This is a genomic window from Bacillus sp. UNCCL81 (assembly GCF_900112535.1).
GTDB classification, from domain to species: domain Bacteria; phylum Bacillota; class Bacilli; order Bacillales; family Bacillaceae_G; genus Gottfriedia; species Gottfriedia luciferensis_B.
In genome coordinates this window covers 134,670-154,219 of record NZ_FOMF01000003.1, presented here as the reverse complement: position 1 = coordinate 154,219, position 19,550 = coordinate 134,670, and the positions used below count along the sequence as shown (strand labels likewise).

The window sequence follows — 19,550 nt, the reverse complement described above, 5'->3', positions numbered from 1 at the left end:
AAAAGATGATATCGATGTAAAAACTCGATATCATCTTTTCTATTAGTCAGTCGATTCGCTTTGTTTCTTATCATGATCGGTTACGTCTAATACATCTAGTAAAAAGATAAATACAGGAATACCGATGATCAGACCCCATACGCCAAAAAAGCGTTCTGAGAAAACGAGAATTAAAAATGTATAAAAAACAGGTAAATTTGTTTTAGCCGAAATAAGCTTTGGATTTAAGAAATAACTTTCTAGCGCATGTAAAATTAAAATCATGATAATCACATACATAATATGAGCCATTCCACCAATAGTATAGGCAATCGTACAAAGAGGAATTAGTGAGATAAACATCCCTGCTACCGGAATTAAACCAAGTAAGAAAATCAAAAAGCCTAATCCGATTAACTGAGGGAATCCCATAAAATTTAATGCTATGACCGATAGGATACAATTGACAAATGCAATGATAAATTGTGCCTCAATCACTTTTCCAAAAGAACGCGAAAACCTTTCACCAAAATAAGCCATTTCATTATAAAATAGTGATATTTTACTATCTTTAAATTTTCGTGTAAAAGCAATAATTCGAGGCTTTTCAAGTAGGAAAAAGAAACTTAGAACTAGAGCGATTAATACTTCGATCCCCCATTGACTTATATTAGATGCATACTTATATAAAAAATCTAAGCCTTGCTCCGTATAACCTGATATTTCAACCTTTTTAATTGCTGTAACGATATAGTTTATGATTTTCTCATCTGGCGGATTCATATAAAACGTTTTTATTTGGACTATTAGTTGAACGACTTGAGTAGTAATAATCGGTAAATAATTATAGATTCCGAAAACTAACGCCGCCACAATGACCACATACAATGAGTAGACAACCACTAAACGATTAACGGGCAGTATCTTATTCAATCTATTTGTAATAAATTTATGTATCCGATCCATTAAATACGTGAAAATGAAAATGAGTAATACTAAATTTATTATTTTTCGAATTAAAATCAACACTAGAGCGATACATAAAAAGATCGCTAATCGTCTAAATGTGCCGCTTTGAAAAAATTTTTTCACATCCATTCTACAACCTCCTTGCTTTTTATCCTAATTGCCTAAGTAGTATGGATTTATCTTATACTTATACAAACATAACCACATCCCAAAAGGAAGTGGTTTATAAACATTGCTTCTCTTTTCATTTTTATTTAGTAAAATCTTCATTTATGATTTTCTTTTAATAAATTCTTAATATTGAACAGTACCATTATATATTTTACCAATTCTATCACTAAAAATAAAGATGCTGCTACGAATAAAGTGTAGCAGCATCAGGATATTGAACATTCTATGTCTAAATCTTTTTTCCTTCCTTCTTTCCCCCTCATTTTCTCCATTCACACTTGGGCACTTATTGAATACTATAGGCATGAGGGTGTGATGCAATGAATAACTCTAAGATTAAAGAAGACCTCCGAATAATCGCTACTCTACAAAGAGACTTAAATGTTGCCACTGCTGCATTATTATTAACTGGTCAAATTACATTAATAGGTGTTTTCGTAACGTCTGGTGAATTTAGTCTATCACTAAGTGGACCCTTATTAGGTAGAGAACGTGTAGAAAGTAAATATGGAGATCAATTAACAAATACTCTCATTGATGTAATCGATATAATCATTGCAATTTTATTATTAATTGATGAAGTTCGAGTTGTAAGCTCTGTAATCGGACCTGGTAGATTCTCACTCAACGTCAGTGGGCCCATTTTTGGTGCGCCAGTTAGCGAACCGACACTTCCTTTTCTAAAAAAAACGTATTACTTTTGTAAAAAAATTGTTTCGAAACATTTTGATATTGATCCGCGAATCTTTAGTAAATAAAGGAATGGTGATTATGTCTTTAACAGATATCCCTACGGTAAGACCGACTGATACCCAAGTTTTTCTTATGGCAATTTCCGTTATTTCGTTTATTTTCTTCTTTACACAAAGGAAAGCTAGTGACTCAACATCGTCAACACCGGTGAGTTAAAAGATCACTATTCGTCTTTTTCTAACTCATTACTCATTGGTTTTTCTCTATTCTCTATAACTGATAAAACAGCTTCTTCAATTTCTTCATAGCATGTGCATCTACATATATTGGAGGATAACCATTCTTTCATCGTTTCATATGTTGGATGTGGATGCTTTAATAAAAGAGAATGACAATTCATAATAAATCCAGGAGTACAATAACCACATTGAAACGCAAAGTTTTCAACAAATGCTTTTTGTATAGGTGAATCTTTTAACCCTTCAATTGTTGTTATTTTTTGTCCAACTGCCTCTATGGCAAGCATTATACATGATTTATAAACAGTACCATTCATAACGACTGAGCAGGCTCCGCAATCTCCATTTAAACAGCCTGGCTTTGCACCTGTGAGACCAAGCTTAGTTCGTAGCACATAAAGGAGAGAATCAACTGGAAGGATCTCCACTTGTCGAATTTCATCATTAATACTTAAAGAAACACTTAGTTTTTTGCTTGGAGACTGGTCCATTACCTTCCCTCCATTGAGTTCATTATCTCTTCTATAGTGTTTTTTAGTACAAATAGTCGGAACCCTTTTGAACCTTCAACATCGTCAAGTACTTCACCGGGAATGAATTGAATTGCTTTTTGTATTCTTTCTTCTACACTCAAGTTCGTATTGTTTAGCTCGGCTTCCATTTGCTTTGATCGAAACGGAAAAGGACATAGTCCACTAAAAGCAAAACGCAATTGATTATCAGATTTAATAGATGCGATGGACAGCAGTGGATAACCCGTATCCCATTGCTGACGTTTTTTTATGCTCATAAATGGTAGATTGATATATTTCTTTTCGGTTAATAGTTGAATTAGAATTTGACCGTCTTGGAGTTGTAAGTTTTGATTGAAGATTTGTTCGATTGGAAAAGCTTCTACACCATTGTACCCGGCAACAACTACTTGGCTATCACAAAGAAGAAATGGTAAAATTGCTTCCCGGTAAAAAATTTGACCACATAAGTTTCCACCTAAAGTAATTTTATTTCTTGCCGTACGATCAGCTATTTCCATAGATGTTTTAGAAAGTAATGGAAATAAGTTTTTTTCTTCAATCTCAGTAAGTGAGATTACAGCACCTGATATTAAATAGCTCTCATTAAACTCAAATAATTGACACTCTTTTAGCTCTTTAATATCGATAAGGGCATCTGTTTCAACCAGATTTAGTCGACTTAGTGTTATGATTTCTGTACCACCTGCATAATAGATTGGCCTTTGGTTTTTAGCTTTTAAAAAATAAAAAAGCTCCAATGCTTCTTTAATGGTCGTTGGTTTATAGTAATCTATATTAGAAGATAACAAACTATACCCCACCTTCTTTTACTTTCCATAATAGTTCTGGGATAATTGGTAAATTGTTAATTTCAGCCGAGATTGCAGTAGAAAGACTATTTCCAAGAGCAGCTGGCATCCCTAGTAAACCATGTTCCCCTACCCCTCTTGCACCAAATACTGCATCCACTTGTGGTGTTTCAACAAATGCAACTTCATATTTAGGATTCTCACCAAACCTAATTGGTCGATAAGTTCGTAATTGCGGATTTAGTACCTTCCCATGCGCATCAAAATAAAAGGTTTCTCTTCCGGCAAAAGATAATCCCATACTCATTGCACCTTTAACTTGACCAGTTGCCGTCTTAATATTTAGTACTTTGCCAATATCAACTGCTGTAACGGCTTTAAGAATCCTATATTCATATGTTTTCAAATCGACTTCTACTTCTACACCATGTGCACAAACCGTCCATTCTGGTCCTGGTTTTCCAGCACCTGTTTCTCGATCTAGATAAGTTAAGCCAGTTAAAATATAGTGTCCTCTTCCAATTATTTGTCCACCAATCGAGTTTCCATTTGGAAATGTATATCCATAAGCGATATCTTTTATCGCTATATTTTTATTTGGTTCACTTCTTAAAAATACTTTACCGTAACCAACCTCTAAATCCTCAACAGGAGCACGCAATACAAATGAGGCTATATCTTTTAATTGACGAATTAAATCTTCGGCAGCTGCTAGCAATGCTCTTCCTGCCATGAATGTCCCCCTACTTGCAACAGTTTTCCAATGCTCAGGTGTATTTAATGTATTAATCTTCATTTGAACATGAATATCGTCTACGTCCATTTTTAGAATTTCTGCTAACATTTGAGCAAGAATCGTTTTTGTGCCCTGACCGATTTCTACAACACCAGACATTAAATTTATACTACCATCAGCGTTATAGATCAATATCACACCTGAGCTGGCATTTGGTGTAATAGTAGAAGTTTTCCAAGAACAACTAATTCCTTTTACTCTCAATTTATGATTTCCTATGTCAATAACCTGACCTTCCTCCCAATTGATTAATTCTTTCATTTTTTCAATACATTTAGGAAGATTACCCACAGTACTAGAATTTAATACAACTTGAGTAGGCGTTTGATCACCTGGTTTAATTGCGTTTTTTTCTCTTAGTTCAATAGGATCCATATTTAATTTCCTAGCAAGAATATCCATCGCTCTTTCAAATGCAAAATGTACTTCCGAATGACTAAAACCTCTAAAAGGTGCTGGGTATGGATGATTTGTATACATACAAAAAGAATCACACCAAATATTTTCGATATTGTAAGGACCTGTACAATCAACTGCTCCCGCCCGTGTTAAATCAATTGATTTATCAGCATACGCTCCACCATCCCATAAAAATTGAATCTCTGCAACCTTGAGCATTCCCTCTTTTGTACATCCTAGTTTCACATTCGCTTCAAGCCCAATATGCACAGGTGAGGAAAGCATATCATTTTCACGACTATTTAATATTTTTACTAATCTGCCATTTACAGCTCGTGAAGCAATAAAAGCTAAAATTTCTAACTGGACTGCCCCTTTTCCACCATATCCCCCACCAACAAAAGGGGTGTTTACAATGATTTTTCCAGGTTTTATTCCAAAATAATCTGCAATCAAATCCTTAACCATAAAAGGGCTTTGTGAAGAAGTAGTAATCTCAATGGTGCCATCATGATGTATTTGAGCAAATGAACATCTTGTCTCCATCGCAGCATGATCAGATGGTCTGAAAGCAAAGCTCTCATCAACCATTACTTCACTTTCTCTCCAGCCTTTGTTAAAATCGCCTTTTCGAATTTTAATTCTTGTAGCTATATTAGTTCCTGGCTCTGGGTAAACCCCTTCTGTTTTTTCATATTCTCCTAGGTTAGGATGTAAAAGAGGAGCATTTTGCTTAAGTGCTTCAGAAGGAGAATTCACAACAGGAAGTAATTCATATTGTACTTTCACTAGATTAGCAGCTCGATTTGCTTGATACTTGGTGTCTGCTACAACGACTGCAACTACTTCACCAAAAAATCGAACACGGTCAAATGCAATTGGATGACGATCAAGTATTCCTTCTCCAACTAAAGGTAGATTTTCACCAAATATTATTTTTCTGACACCTGGCACGTTCAGAGCTTCAGTTGCATCAATATTTTTAATGATCGCATGTGCGTATGGACTTGTTACTAATTGAGCATGAAGCATATCATTTGCCTCAAAATCGTCCGTATATTTTGCATAGCCAGTAACTTTTTCGAAAGACTCTTTTCGGGGTATTCCTTTACCAATTATATGCATGATGTGTTCTCAACCCCTTCCGTAAAAAACAGTTCATAAAGTATTTAATACTTTAGCAATTGTTAATATAAGATTTCTTTTATATGAGATACTTTAAAAATTTATGTTTTGAATACTTAAAAAATGCCCAGATTGAATAATCAGACATCTTAATCAGAACTATGAAATATGGAGTTTAATTAATTTACAATCTATTAATGATCATAAATATTCATATTTAAAGACTTTAGTAATTACAAGATTAATTTCCATACATATCCAATTTAAAAAAGGGAATAATACTTATATTCTTTGCGGAGTTTTTAAGGAGTTGATTTAAATGGAAATAAATGCAAAAACCTCCATGCTTGATGAATTACAAAGCACATTTCAAGCAAGTTCTGATTTTAAATATAAAAAATATTCAATTGGTGAAGTAACTCTTCATTTATATTATCTAGATACAATGATCGATTCAGAGGTTATTCAAACACATATATTAGAACGAGTAGTTTCAAAAGATCATTCAGGTCGAATCATTACGACTATATTAGATTCTAATGATGCAAATACTCTTGATGAATGTATACAAGCCATTCTTTCTGGAAATGTTATTATTTTTAATGATAACAATAAAAATAAAGCCAAATCTTATTCTACACCTAGTAATAATAGCGATCGTTCTATCACAGAATCAAGTACTGAAACAGTTTCACTAGGTCCTCATGATAGTTTTGTTGAGAGTCTTAAAATTAATTCAACTTTAATTCGAAAAAGACTACGGACTAAGGAGCTAATCATAAAAAATATAACAGTTGGTAAAAAATATCCTGTATCGCTTTCCATTATTTATTTGAACGATATCACGCCTCAATCAATGATTAAAACAATTGAGCAAAAAATTAAAAAGCTTGAGTTAAGTGGACAAGTTGAACCTAAAAAAATGATTGAGGCTGTTCATATTCAAAATAGTATAGAAGAGTATCCGACTTCTATATTTCCACAAGTGATGTACACTGAAAGACCGGATCGTACAATTCGTCATTTAGTAACGGGAAAGCCTGCTATTATAATTGATAATGACCCTAACGCTTTATTATTTCCCTATGATATTTATGGTTATTTTCGGAGTACAGAAGATTTTAATTTCCGATGGCTTTTTGGAGTATTTTTTTATTCTTTAAGAATTTTCGCATTTTGGATCGCAGTATTAATACCTTCAATTTATATCGCAGTTACCACTTATCATTCGAATATTTTACCTGTTTCTATTTTTTATACTTTAAAACTATCAATTGAAAATGTCCCTCTTCCACCATTGATCGAAGCTTTAACAATGATTATTATTTTAGAGCTTTTGAAGGAAGCACCTTTAAGACTCCCAAATCCAATCGGATCAACAATTGGTACTGTCGGAGCAATTGTTATTGGGACGGCTATTGTACAAACAAATTTAATCTCAAATTCTATGGTTGTTGTGATTGCAGTCACTGCCATTGCATCATTTTCACTTCCATCAAGGGAAATGTCGATTGCAGCACGAATCATGGGGATACCACTCTTAATCCTTGCATCAATTTTTGGATTTATCGGAATTAGCTTAGGCGTCTTTATGATTTTTGCTCACCTATCAAAAATTAAAGCCTTTAGTTTTCGATATGTTGAAAATCCAGGTTTCTCTGAGTTTGTTCTTTTTAAAAATAGAAAGGGGAAATCGTCATGATTAATAATAAACACCTATTCTATTTAATTATATTTACGCAATTCGGTGTTGCTATAACTAGCTTTCCTAATAATATGTATAAAGTTGCTGGCCATGACGGATGGATTTCAACTCTAGTAGGTGGCATGATTGTTCAAATTTTAATATTTCTTTATTATAGTTTATATAAAAAATTTCCAGACAAAAGCTTTACTGACTATACAAAAATAATAACGAATCCATTCATTGGAACATGTATAAATATTTGTTATTACGTCTATTTTTTGTATGTTGTGCTTGTAGTATCGATGAGATTTTCAGATATTATTACGATATGGATTTTTCCTAAAAGCCCATCTTGGCTTATACTCATTTTATTTTTATTAACAGCGTATATTGTTGCGAAAAATGACATTCTAACAATTGCTAGAACATATGTACTTTGTACTTTTATCTTTCTAATCTTTATCTTATTTTTACTATCTGCTTATGATAATGTTCATATTGGCAGAATATTACCTATTGGCCAATATCCAATAAAAAAGATTGGCTCCGGTGCTTATTCGTCCTTTATTGAAATGTTAGGTTTTGAAATCTTTTTATTTATAGCGCCAAACTTTCAAGATACAAAAAAGAAATTATTTACTTTATCTTTTGCAAATTTCTTTACGACAATTTTTTATACCTTTATTATTATTACTTCCTATATTCGATTAAGTAACAAAGAAAATAGTTATATCATAGACCCCATTCTATATATTTTTAAAACCTATCACTCGAAAATGATTGAAAGTTTAGATACGATATTTTTAAGCTTATGGACAATTGTCATTTGTGCTACAGTAGTTAGCTATATTTATATCGTTAGTGAAGATGTACATAAACGACTTTCATTAATTGTAAAAAATAGGAAAAGCATATTACTTTTCATCATTATAGTAGTATTTGCTTTTTATCCGTTAGTTTCCTTCCATCTAATCAGAAGAGAAACAATTGTAAATTTCGGTAGTTATTTAGACCCATTATTTATTATTATTATTCCATGCCTATTGTTCCTAATTAATAAAGTTAGGGGGCTAATCAATTGATTCGCAAGTCAATCATCATTATTTGTTTATTTTTATTTCTTTTAGTAGCTACTGGTTGCTGGGATTCAAGAACCATTACAGAAAAAACATTAGTAAATGGGATTAGTATTGATATCGATCAAGATAAAAAAATTGAGGTGAATGCACTAATACTTGATATTATCGGAAGAGGAGCTGGCGTCTTCGATTTCCAAAATGAATCTGTTAAATCTATACAGAATTCAGTATCTCATGCTGGGATGGAAATACAATCATTTTTACCCGGAGATATAACGACATCAAAAACGAGGGTTATATTATTAGGTGAAGATTTCTCGAAAACTAAATTTATTCATCTTTTAAGTACCTTTCGGCGTAGAACATTTTCAAATCTAAATGTATCTGTCGCTATTACAAATAAGCAACCTGCAAAAAACGTTTTGGCATTAAAAACCGTTGGTTCAAAACCATTGTCATTTATATTAAGGGATACAATTGATAATGCCGAGTCAACCTCCATCGCTCAAAAAATGGAGTTATTTAATATTTTTACTTATAGTTCTGAAGATGGAATTGATTTCACAACCCCAGTTGTAGATGTATCAGATAAACGAGTAGAAGTTGTTGGTGCAGGACTAATGCATAATGCTAGCTATACTGGTCATTTCATAACTTCTGAACAATCTCCTGTTCTTTTAATGCTGATGGGTAAATATGGAAATACCGGCCATTTTATTACAAAGCTTCCTAAAAAATATGAAGCACCATACAATACAATATCTTATGAAATCATTAGACCTAGAAATAATTTCTCTATTACGACTTCTAAAGATAAAATAAAAGTAAATTTAAAAGTTGATGCATTTGTTAGAATAGACGGAATAACATCAATTAAAATGTTACAAGAAAAAGAAATGTGGTCCATTATTAAGAAAGATTTAAATAAAAGAGCTAAAGAGGTAATCAAAGAAATACAGGTTGCTAATAGTGATGTGCTTGGTATTGGAAGATATTTAAAAGAACATCAGCCAGAAGAATGGCGAAAACTAAATTGGCAAAAGGAATATCCTACTATTGAAATCAAACCGAAAGTGACCGTTACTATATTAAGTACAGGAGCAATTGGAACAGAGTCTCAACTTGAAGAATAATTTAAAAAAGATAGTGCAGTCAGTTGTTATGCTGGCTTCACTATCTTTTTTAAATACTATTTTTAAACTGCAATTTAAATTCATCCATAAAATCTTTCGCAAGTGTTGATAATCCTTTTGATTGTAAGTATATCAACCAAAAATCTAAATCGAAAAACGTTTCTTCCTTTAATGGAATAATTTTAATGTCACCATTTAGAACGATCGGGCGATTTCTTATTGAAAAATTATGTAAATATAAAATGGCTTGGCTTTCTTTCACAAGTTCATAAAGCAAGCTACTTCTATTTGTTTGAAGGACTACATTTTTGGGATTCAGTTTAGAGATTTTTTGCAATGTCTTATAGTCAGAGTTTTTATACATAACAATTTTTTCATTCGTTAGTTCGTTTGGTGTGACAAATTCATAAGAATAAAACGGAGATTTCTTACCGACCGCGATGCAAATATGCCCTTTTGTTAAATGTTCAAAACCAATAAATTTTTCTTTCTTTAATTCTTCGATTGTGCAAGGAATCAGTGCAATATCATAATCTTGCTTACTGAAATTCTGAATCATATAAGCAGGGTTTTCTTCAACTACTTCAAATGTAATTTCACTATTTTTCTCATTGTACTTGATCATCGTTTCTTGAAGAATTGCCGAAAAAGTAGGTGCCGTTAAGATTTTTAAATGATTTCTGCTTCTATTCTTAATATCCTCTATTTCTTTATTAAGCTCTTTAATCGTACTTAATAAAATAATCGCTTTTGATAATACAATTTTCCCTTCAAAAGTTGGTGTAACTCCTTGTTTCGATCTGTTAAAAATTTTTATGCCAAGCTCATTTTCTAATTGAGTAATGGATTGACTCATTCCAGAAGGAGAGATAAATAATTTTTCTGCAGCTTTCGTGATTGACATCTCTTTTGCTGCAGTTACAATATGTTCCATTTGATCAAAATTCATTCTTCAACTACTCCTTAAGAAAACTAAAACTATAACTTGTTGGTGAATTATATATTTATGATTCCAGAAAATCGATTCATTCTTATTATTAACATATCTTGCATCAAAATGCGTAATGATAAGTCTTATATTCAATTGTATTCTATACATGATTTATGCCAATTTAAAAAAATAAGACAAGAATACTGATTTTTACGTATTCTTGTCTTTTATATTTTTAAGGGAAAGTTTGTTTTTAAAAAAGATGATCAAATCGTTTTTTACGAAAGGGTGTTTATTCAATTATTAAATATCCTAAACACCCCGTTCTGACTTGTTTTTACCTGAGAAACCTTGTCCTACTATTTATTATCGTTTGAACGCTATAACACTTGTCCAATCGCTGTAGATTTTTTTCGATCCAACCAATTTGTAAGAACGAATTTTGTAATAGTAAGTTTTACCTCTTGTTAATCCACTGTTCGTGTAATTTGTTTTTGTTACATTTGTTAAGTGACCAAATGTGCCTGTTTTTGAAGTTGATTTAACAATCTCATAACCCGCAGCACCCGATACACTAGACCATGTTAACTTTACAGAAGATAAACCTGATTTTGTTAATTTTACATTTGTTGGTTTTGCTGGATTAGCAACCCATTTCGCGTAAATCGTAGTGTTTGTAGTCACTTTATCCTTCGCGAAGTTCCAAGCTACTTTTCCAGATGCATCTTTATACCACCCAAGGAATGTATATCCTTTTCTTGTTGGTGATGCTGGTTGGCTAATCGTTGAATTGTAATTTACAGTTCTAGTCGAAATTGTACCTCCAACAGAATTAAATTTAACAGTATATTTGTTTATGTTCCATTTTGCATAAAGTGTGATATTGCTTGTTAATGTTACTGATGAACCTGCAGACGTTTTTAATGCTGCATCATTGTACCATCCAACAAATGTATAACCTGTTCTTGTTGGTTTTGGTAAAGTGATTTTGCTATTGTAATTTGCAGTTTTGTCTGCAATTTGATTGCCACCATTACTATTGAAATGGATCGAATAAGAGTTAATACTCCATTTCGCATACAATGTAATGTTGTTTGTTAATGTTACAGTTGGGCCTACTGGCGTTTTTAATGCTGCATCAGTGTACCATCCAACAAATGTGTAACCTGTTCTTGTTGGTTTTGGTAAAGAAATGTTGCTATTGTAATTTGCAGTTTTATCAACCACTTGACTGCCGCCATTGCTGTTAAAGTGAATTGTGTAAGAGTTAATACTCCACTTTGCATATAAAACCATATCTCCAGATACTTTGTCTGTTGCAAAGTTCCATGGTGTTTTACCTTCTGCATCTTTATACCAACCAAGGAATGTGTAACCCGTTCTTGTTGGTTTTGTTTCGTCTAGTAATGTGTTGTATTCAGCTTTCGCCGAAACAACTAATCCAGCATCTTGTGTATCATAGATGACAGTGTATTTTGCTGGTTTCCATTTTCCGTAAATCGTTTTTGCTGAGTAAATTGAATTTGTGAAATCCCAAGGGATTGTGCAATCTTGATCTGCAAACCAAGTTAATTCATAACCATGAACAGTTGGTGCTGTGATTCTTCGTGCTACAATTTGATCTTTCGTTGCTTCTTTTACTTCAGCTGGTGCATCACCTGGTACTACGAAATGTACATTATATCCATTTACTAATTTTTGAACTAATGATACATCAGCGTAATCAGTAGCCTTAATCGAAATCTGATAATCTCTCGCTCTTGAGAATAGACTCTTATCTAGCGTAATTGTACGATTCTCTTTATCGACAGTATATTTCGATCCGTCTATTGCAAGACCGTTAAGTGTGATGTCAGTAATCGCATTTGCCCAATCTTTATCACTGTACTCTAATACGATATTGTTGCCGATCGCATTATCCGTTGTATCTGCTGTTACAAAAGATCCTGCTAAAGCATATTTTGCATAAAGTGTAATTGGTTTTGTCACAATATTATCAAAATCATATGGTATTGTTAAATCTTGATCGATATACCATCCATAGAACTTGTATCCAGCTTTTGATGGATCGAATGGTTTCGTCGCACTTCTGTCGACGATTTGAGCTGGAACTGGATCTCCGCCATTTGAATTAAACGTAACCGTATATCCGACAACTTGGTCAACTACAATTACATCTTTATACCCTTCTGAAACAATCGTCACATTGAACTTTTGTGCATTCGTGAAAAGAGCAGCCTTCAGGGTCATACTATTATTCGAAATCGTGTAATCCTTATTTAGTTGTAAAGTTTTAGCACCGATGTTCACTGCTTTGATATTATTCTTCCAAGTTCCATCATCATTAAATGTTAACGTAATGTCGCTTCCTACAATGTTTCCAACAACATCTTTATTAACCATTGGTGGCACTTTATTCCAACATAAATAGTAAGTTGTATTATCCGTTATAAATTTACCGTTATCCATTGAAATATCAGAAATCTTATCACTTGAGTTAGCTGCATCTAGATACAGATTTGAACTAATCGTCAGATTTCCATTTACTACATGAGAAGGACCTGTGATCATATTCGGTGCTTTCGCCAAACCATTGACAAGTGTATCGGCAAAGAATAAGTCTTTTGCATTCTTTAAGGATCCACCGTTCAAGTCAATATGACGTCTGTATCCTAGTTGAATATTAGGGATCGTAACTACTTCCCCTGTTGATGATGTTAGTTTTAGATTATATCCTACAATCGCCCCTGCATTTGATAATGTAGGCATCTCACTGAAGGCAAATTTCTCACCTAACTTCGTTTGACCTGCTTGAACAGCTTGATCATGAGTTGCTGTTTTAAAGGAAAGGATTCCGTTATTACCGTTTGACGTCAAGTCATAGGTACTTGGATCTAACGTATAGACCGTTGGTGTTGTTTCCGTTGAACCATCGCTCTTCATCTGGTAGAATGTTGCCTCGATATTGGCAATCTTGTCCTTAGATGTTAACCAAGAAACATTTGTTAAATAGTCAGGAATGTTGATTTTTAAATCGCCATCTCCTAATATCCAACCAACGCCAGAAACCCCTCCGTTACTTCCGTCGAATTTTAATCCATCCGGATTCGCTTTATCAACTGGTGAGTAGCTTTGTGTCGTATTCATTTGCCATTTCGCATAAACAGTCTTGTCTGCAGATATAGGACCTGCATCCCATTGTGTTTTTAAAGTTGGTTCATTCCACCAACCAAGAAATTTATATCCCGGTCTTGTTGGAGCAGGAGAATATGGACTTACTAAATCACTATTCGGACCATTCGAACGACTTGCGGCCGGTTTGTATCCTACTGACATCGACTTAGGGGCTGAGCCATCCTGACTGTCAAATGTAACACTATAACCAACAGGCTGTTGCGCAGTGTAAATTGGGTCAGAACCTGCTATAGTATCTGGATAAACTGTTCCATCTGTACCTGTTGAGCCAATCGTAAATTTGTAAAGCTGAGGTAAATAATTTTTACCACCAGGATTGATTGTCGCTTGATTAAATGTTGAAGTATTTTTTGGATCAAGAGTAGAATCCGTCATAAATGTTTTCGCATTAAACGTGATTTTTCCTGGTTTGCTAATGTCGTAATATTTTTGATTTGTATCTGGATTGATTAAATTCGTGATATCCACAGTTTTACCGGAATTAGTCGTTATAATTACTTTATTGATTCCATTTCGCCAGTTCGCATCTTCTTGGAAAGATAACGTTAAATCATTCCCAATATGCGCTACTGTTGGGTCTGTGATAATTGGAATCACAGGCGTCGGAATTGGCACTTTTGATACTGTTAAGGTTTTCGTTACATCTTGGTAACCTGTTGCCTTCACTGTAATTGTATAATTCGTTGCCGTCGGGAATAATGAACCCGGTAACGTAATTTTTGAAGGCATTGTTTGACTTACACCATTTGCATCATAATACGTGTAAGCCGGACTAATTGTTACTTTATCAGTTACATCAGTTGACCCTAGCATAACTTTTGTAATTGCTTTTCTCCACACTAAATCATCAACGAACATCGTGCTTGATGGAGAAAGTGAAATCGTTGCTCCATTTTGCAAGTCTTCTAACTTAGGTGTTGATGAGACTGCTTGAGCTGGACCAGCAAAATTAAGTTTTTGCATAACTTGCTGTAATGTGTCACCAGCATTTAACGTAATTGAACCGGCATAATCCGTTGTGATCGTCGTATCTTTATCTACTGTTAGTTGAGCAGTTGGAACACTTAAGCCTGCATCAATCGCACTTTGATTTTGCGTACCAAAGTTTTTAAAGATAAAATAGAAATCATTATAGTCAATGCCATAACCAAAGCCTGTTGGTTTAATCCAATAAATATCTGCATTTCGGTTTGTGTTTAAGAATGCCGTTTTGTTTGCCACCGTATTCAATGTACCTGGTGGAGAACTTAAAATATTTTTATACTGATAATAAACACTAATTTCTTGCAGTAAATCCTTCATGTCGATGACGTCGTCACCATTTACATCTCCCCCTAAAAGGATTGGGAAGATACCTGGAAGATCCTTTACTGTACCTGATTGATAGCCGAATTTGTTTTGACCAATCACAGGTGTTTTTGCATATCCTTTAAAATGTCCTGGTACACTTGCTTCCAAAGAATATGGCTTATCACTTACATCAGCTGTCAAAGCATAATATGGGTTGATAAACGCATAAGCCATTGTATTATTAGCTGTTGTCGGTTGATCTGTTGTAAATTTTTTACCATTTGCATCTGTAGCCGTTACCTTCGCACCTGAATCAACAGTGAATTGTGGATAGTTGTTATTAATGTTGTTTCTTGCGAAAGATTCCGCTGCTACACGACCTCTAATTAATGAAGTGAACTGTCTTACATAAGGTATATCAACCGGGAACCACGCAACCCTTGTATCTGCACCTGACAATGTTAAATTCACTTGCAACAAGTCATATGGAAATTCTCCTACTACAGGTTCAGGGTTTGTATAAGTTACATCTGCCTCAATAATCGGCATATCATGATCAAGAGCACCTGCTGAACCTATATTTGAAATTGTGATATCTGTTGTTTTTCCAATTTGATAAAATTGATGCGTATATGGTTGACCTACAGTAAGAACGGTAGTTGGATCGATTCCTTTACTAATCAGATAGTTTTTATACTCATCTGTTAGTCGGATATTAGAGAATTGGTACACACCATGGTCATTCAGTAAAAATTTACCACCAGTCATTCCGACACCATATTTTGTTGCGATTGTTGTTTTGAATGGTTTATTCGGATCGACAACTACTTTATCTTCGTTACCTGGTCCTGCATCTACTCCATTAGATGAAGTTAAGGTAACGTAAGGATTTCCTTTTTTAATAAAGTAATAAGTTTGTTGATTGATCTCATAATCATTTTCACCCGAATAATCTGTAGGGTCAATTATAAAATCACTACCCAGTTTATTTGCTACGTCCTCTTTCGTCACACCAAAGTGGAAACGACCTTTCGCATTTGTATTGAAGTAAACTGTTGGGAATTGACTGTCTTGATAACCAGTGACAATATTCAACCCTTGATCAACAGGAACAGGTTTGCCATCCGTAAGCCTAGGTACTGATGTTTCTCCATTATTTTTCATCACGTCTACGTTCGAGTCATAAACCGTACCATTAAATCCTTTAATTTCTTGTCCAGGTAGATACCCTGTCGTATCGATTTCATAGATTCCCGGTTTGGAGTCAGAATCCATCGTCATAGTCGGCGGAGTACCATCAACATAGACCGTATCTTCCGCTGTGTAACGTTTTCCATCTTTACCAGTAGCAATCATCTCGAGAGAGTAACTACCTTCTTTTAGTACTGCCACTTTATCTGCAATACCAGATTCGTCATATGTTCCATCGTATGTCTTTGTAAATGGAAGATAATATCCATTAAAAAGAGTTAATAATGGACCATATTGGACACCTGGGATAAAATTTCTACCGCTTGATAACGTGTTTGTTACACCTATATATTTCCCGTCTTTATCCTTCACAACAATATATAAGTTTTCCATTTCGTTGTTAAAAGAAACATTATAAGCTGAAATATTTCCTTCTGCCGCAGCTTTTATAGCAACATTGAACGTATTAATTCCTTTTTCCGCAACTGTAATTGTAAATGGAATTCGATAAGTCTCCGATGAGTCCGCTGCATTTGTTAAGTGGATATACCCCTCGTAAGTACCCTCAAGTGAATTTGACGGAACTGTTATTTTTGCTGTAGCTTTGACTGTACTACCTCCGCCAACATTTAATGATTTCACGTTATTTCCATCTACCGAAAAATCAATTTTAACATCATTTCCTGTTCCTGGTCCTACTTTATTCGACCCAGCAAATTTTGAGGTAATAAATTCAGTACTTACATTAAATGTTTTACTGCTAGTTCCTTCGTTAGAAACGTTAAAATCTTTTGAAGAAACTACATCATCAGAACCATTCGCTGCACCTTCTCCTCTACCTTTAAAACCAAAGAACATACTACCTGTAATGTTATCTACTTCATGTGCTGTTGAGTTATCTGCAAGATTATCAAATGTAACTGTTTTATCTAAAACTTGAATTTTTACATTTTCTTTAATAGCACGTGATGGATCAACACGTCCTGCTCCTACTTGATAAACACTATAAGTCTTTGAATCTGTGTTAATATCTTTTGCAGTATTCATTAATGCTGTTTTGACATCAGCCGGTGTATAATCTGGATGTGCAGCTTTAATTAAAGCTGAGATTCCAGCAACGTGAGGAGTTGCCATTGATGTACCAGACATAATCTGATATCCAAGTTTATAATCATGTGCTGCATTTGGCTCCCAAATATCGTATGGAGCTGTTGAAGAAATATCAACTCCAGGTGCAACTACATCTGGTTTAATTGTCCAATCTTTAACTGGGCCTGTTGAGCTAAAGCTTGCTAATTCATCCCCGCTCTTAGTAATAGATGCATCTAGAGTAGAAGGGAACGTAATATTAGCCGCTTTTGGGTCCTTTTTAATCGCATCAGAAAGAGCTTGTCCTTGTTCTTGAGTTAGTGAAATAGAATAAACATTATCCATGCTAACACCTAAGAAACTAGGAATGTAACCTTGGCTATCTCTATCATCCGTATTATCCCAGATAATCATACCCGCTGCTCCAGCATTTTTAGCATTTGCCATTTTTGTTGATAAATAGTCTACGCCACGCTTTACTAGAACCAGTTTACCTTTCACATCAATTCCACTATAGTCTGCTTCACTTCCTAACCCAACATCAACGATTGGAAGTGTTTGACCTTTATAAACATCGTCTGCTTGTGAAAAGTTTTTACCAAATAAACGTGATTTATAGAAAACTGAACCATTCTTAACAGTCATTGTTGCAATTTCTTCAGGGACTGTACTTGCACCTACAGTAATTGCTAGTGCTGAAGATCCTGGTGAACCAACTGTAGCTTGCCCAGGTCCAGCATTACCTGCAGCAACATCACACACGACTCCAGCTAAAGTAGCATTGTTAATCGCAATGCTTGTTGGGTATAATGGATCATTAATATTTGCACCAAGAGATAGATTAATTACGTCCATATGATCTTTTGTAGCTTGATCGATACCACTTAGTACAGATTCCGTTGTTCCATGTCCTCCTGGTCCTAATACACGATAACCATAAAGAGCCACATCAGGTGCTACCCCATTTGCCGAATAAACATCGTTATTATTCGTCGTATTTGCTGCAATCGTACCGGAAACATGTGTTCCATGTGAAGTAATATATGGCTTATAATCTGAAGGTGGTGTTCCCCAAACTGGATTTGAACTCGCCTTATCAGCTACCCAATCATCATAAGTTGTTTCCATTGGATCATGGTCATCCACATACTTAATGTTTCCTGTTGCATCAATTCCGTCATTATTTACAAAGTCATGACCACCATATAATTTTCCATTTTCATCATGTGTTACTTTATAAAGATCAGGGTGGTTGTAATCGATTCCTGTATCCAATACACCCACTTTAACCTTTTGGCCCGCACGTGGACCTGTTTTAATAATACCTGTATTCCCTTCAGCTTGAAGCTTATCAATCCCTAAATGGGAAAGAGCTGAAGTTGGCTTGCCAGCTGATGTAGCTGTCGCTGATTTTTGAGAATTGCCTTCATCAGGTAAAGAATATTCTACTTGAGACCAAACAGACGCAACGTCTGGACTTTCTGCAAGCTTTTGAACTAAATTCGCTGGTAAGGTTAAAGCAACTCCATTAAATGCATCTGTAAATTCTCGGGTAATACTGATTTCTGTTTTTACAGTTTTCCCGCCAACAATAGAAGTTTTAGGTTGAGTATTTAAAAAGCTCTTAAAATTTGCATGTGAATCTTTAACCTTGTTGATTGCTTCGATATATTCACTATTAAACGCTTGACTACTTGCAGTTGCTCCACCATTAGCTAAAGATTGCTTAATGATTTGTATTTTAGCTGGATCTTGTTTAAATTGAACAATAACATTAATCTTTTTTGAACCGATTAAATCCTTTTTGTCTACACGGATTTTTTCAGTATTATCTGCACCAGTAAGCTTATTAATATTTGCTTTTTGTTCTGGTGTAAGCCCGTCAAGAATACGGTTTACTTCTTTTGCATCAAAGGTATTACTAGATAAATTTTGCTGATTAAGTTTTGCTTCAGCAGTATTTCCACTTGCGAAACTATGAGGTACCACAACATTTAAAAACATCGAACTTAAAGCAAAGATCGAAAGTATTTTTTTTGTTGGCCTCTTACTTTTGTGAGACGATTTTCTCTCTTTCATGTTTTCCCCCCCAGTATAAACAAATAATGAAAAATTCGATTATTTGACTAAATTCCGAAAATTCAAGTATTAAAATTTTTCTAAACACTTAAATTTAATTAAATATTACTCCATGTTTCGCTTGTCTTGTATTGGGGAAATTTAGCGATTTCCACTTCATTTTTTTTCGAATTTAATTAAA

The 19,550-nt window shown here is 34.2% G+C and carries 10 protein-coding genes; 4 read left to right on the top strand and 6 right to left on the bottom strand.

Annotation, left to right across the window (positions count from 1 at the left end; genetic code table 11):
- Positions 1 to 42: 42 nt before the first annotated feature.
- Positions 43 to 1,077, bottom strand: a complete 1,035-nt coding sequence (locus BM319_RS06590; RefSeq protein WP_091021900.1) for an AI-2E family transporter — start codon at positions 1,075 to 1,077, stop codon at positions 43 to 45.
- 362 nt (positions 1,078 to 1,439) lie between these two features.
- On the opposite strand from BM319_RS06590, the gene BM319_RS06585 reads away from it, so the two are divergent.
- A complete protein-coding gene (locus BM319_RS06585; RefSeq protein ID WP_091021898.1) occupies positions 1,440 to 1,877 on the top strand; it encodes a hypothetical protein in 438 nt (145 codons plus the stop codon).
- A gap of 158 nt (positions 1,878 to 2,035) precedes the next feature.
- On the opposite strand, the gene BM319_RS06580 is transcribed toward BM319_RS06585, so the two are convergent.
- The 3 genes from BM319_RS06580 to BM319_RS06570 are packed head-to-tail and all read right to left on the bottom strand — an operon-like array spanning position 2,036 to position 5,695.
- Entirely contained in the window at positions 2,036 to 2,542 is a 507-nt protein-coding gene (locus tag BM319_RS06580) for a (2Fe-2S)-binding protein (protein ID WP_069033522.1), read from the bottom strand.
- Entirely contained in the window at positions 2,542 to 3,375 is an 834-nt protein-coding gene (locus tag BM319_RS06575; RefSeq protein WP_069033521.1) for an FAD binding domain-containing protein, read from the bottom strand. Before BM319_RS06575 ends, BM319_RS06580 begins: the two co-directional genes overlap by 1 nt.
- A gap of 1 nt (position 3,376) precedes the next feature.
- Positions 3,377 to 5,695 carry a xanthine dehydrogenase family protein molybdopterin-binding subunit gene (locus BM319_RS06570; RefSeq protein ID WP_091021896.1) on the bottom strand — a complete coding sequence of 773 codons (2,319 nt, stop codon included), beginning with the start codon at positions 5,693 to 5,695 and terminating at the stop codon, positions 3,377 to 3,379.
- Positions 5,696 to 6,014: 319 nt separating this feature from the next.
- Between BM319_RS06570 and BM319_RS06565 the strand changes: the two genes are divergently transcribed.
- From BM319_RS06565 to BM319_RS06555, 3 genes are read left to right on the top strand one after another with little or no spacing between them, the layout of a single operon-like run.
- The gene (locus tag BM319_RS06565) at positions 6,015 to 7,397 is read left to right on the top strand and encodes a spore germination protein (protein ID WP_091021893.1); all 1,383 of its coding nucleotides are present in this window, start codon (positions 6,015 to 6,017) and stop codon (positions 7,395 to 7,397) included.
- Positions 7,394 to 8,464, top strand: a complete 1,071-nt coding sequence (locus BM319_RS06560) for a GerAB/ArcD/ProY family transporter (RefSeq protein ID WP_091021891.1) — start codon at positions 7,394 to 7,396, stop codon at positions 8,462 to 8,464. Before BM319_RS06565 ends, BM319_RS06560 begins: the two co-directional genes overlap by 4 nt.
- Positions 8,461 to 9,594 carry a Ger(x)C family spore germination protein gene (locus BM319_RS06555; protein ID WP_091021889.1) on the top strand — a complete coding sequence of 378 codons (1,134 nt, stop codon included), beginning with the start codon at positions 8,461 to 8,463 and terminating at the stop codon, positions 9,592 to 9,594. The genes BM319_RS06560 and BM319_RS06555 overlap by 4 nt, the downstream gene beginning before the upstream one ends.
- A gap of 49 nt (positions 9,595 to 9,643) precedes the next feature.
- On the opposite strand, the gene BM319_RS06550 is transcribed toward BM319_RS06555, so the two are convergent.
- Entirely contained in the window at positions 9,644 to 10,543 is a 900-nt protein-coding gene (locus tag BM319_RS06550) for a LysR family transcriptional regulator (RefSeq protein WP_091021887.1), read from the bottom strand.
- 348 nt (positions 10,544 to 10,891) lie between these two features.
- The gene (locus BM319_RS06545) at positions 10,892 to 19,369 is read right to left on the bottom strand and encodes an InlB B-repeat-containing protein (protein WP_091021885.1); all 8,478 of its coding nucleotides are present in this window, start codon (positions 19,367 to 19,369) and stop codon (positions 10,892 to 10,894) included.
- Positions 19,370 to 19,550 lie beyond the last annotated feature (181 nt).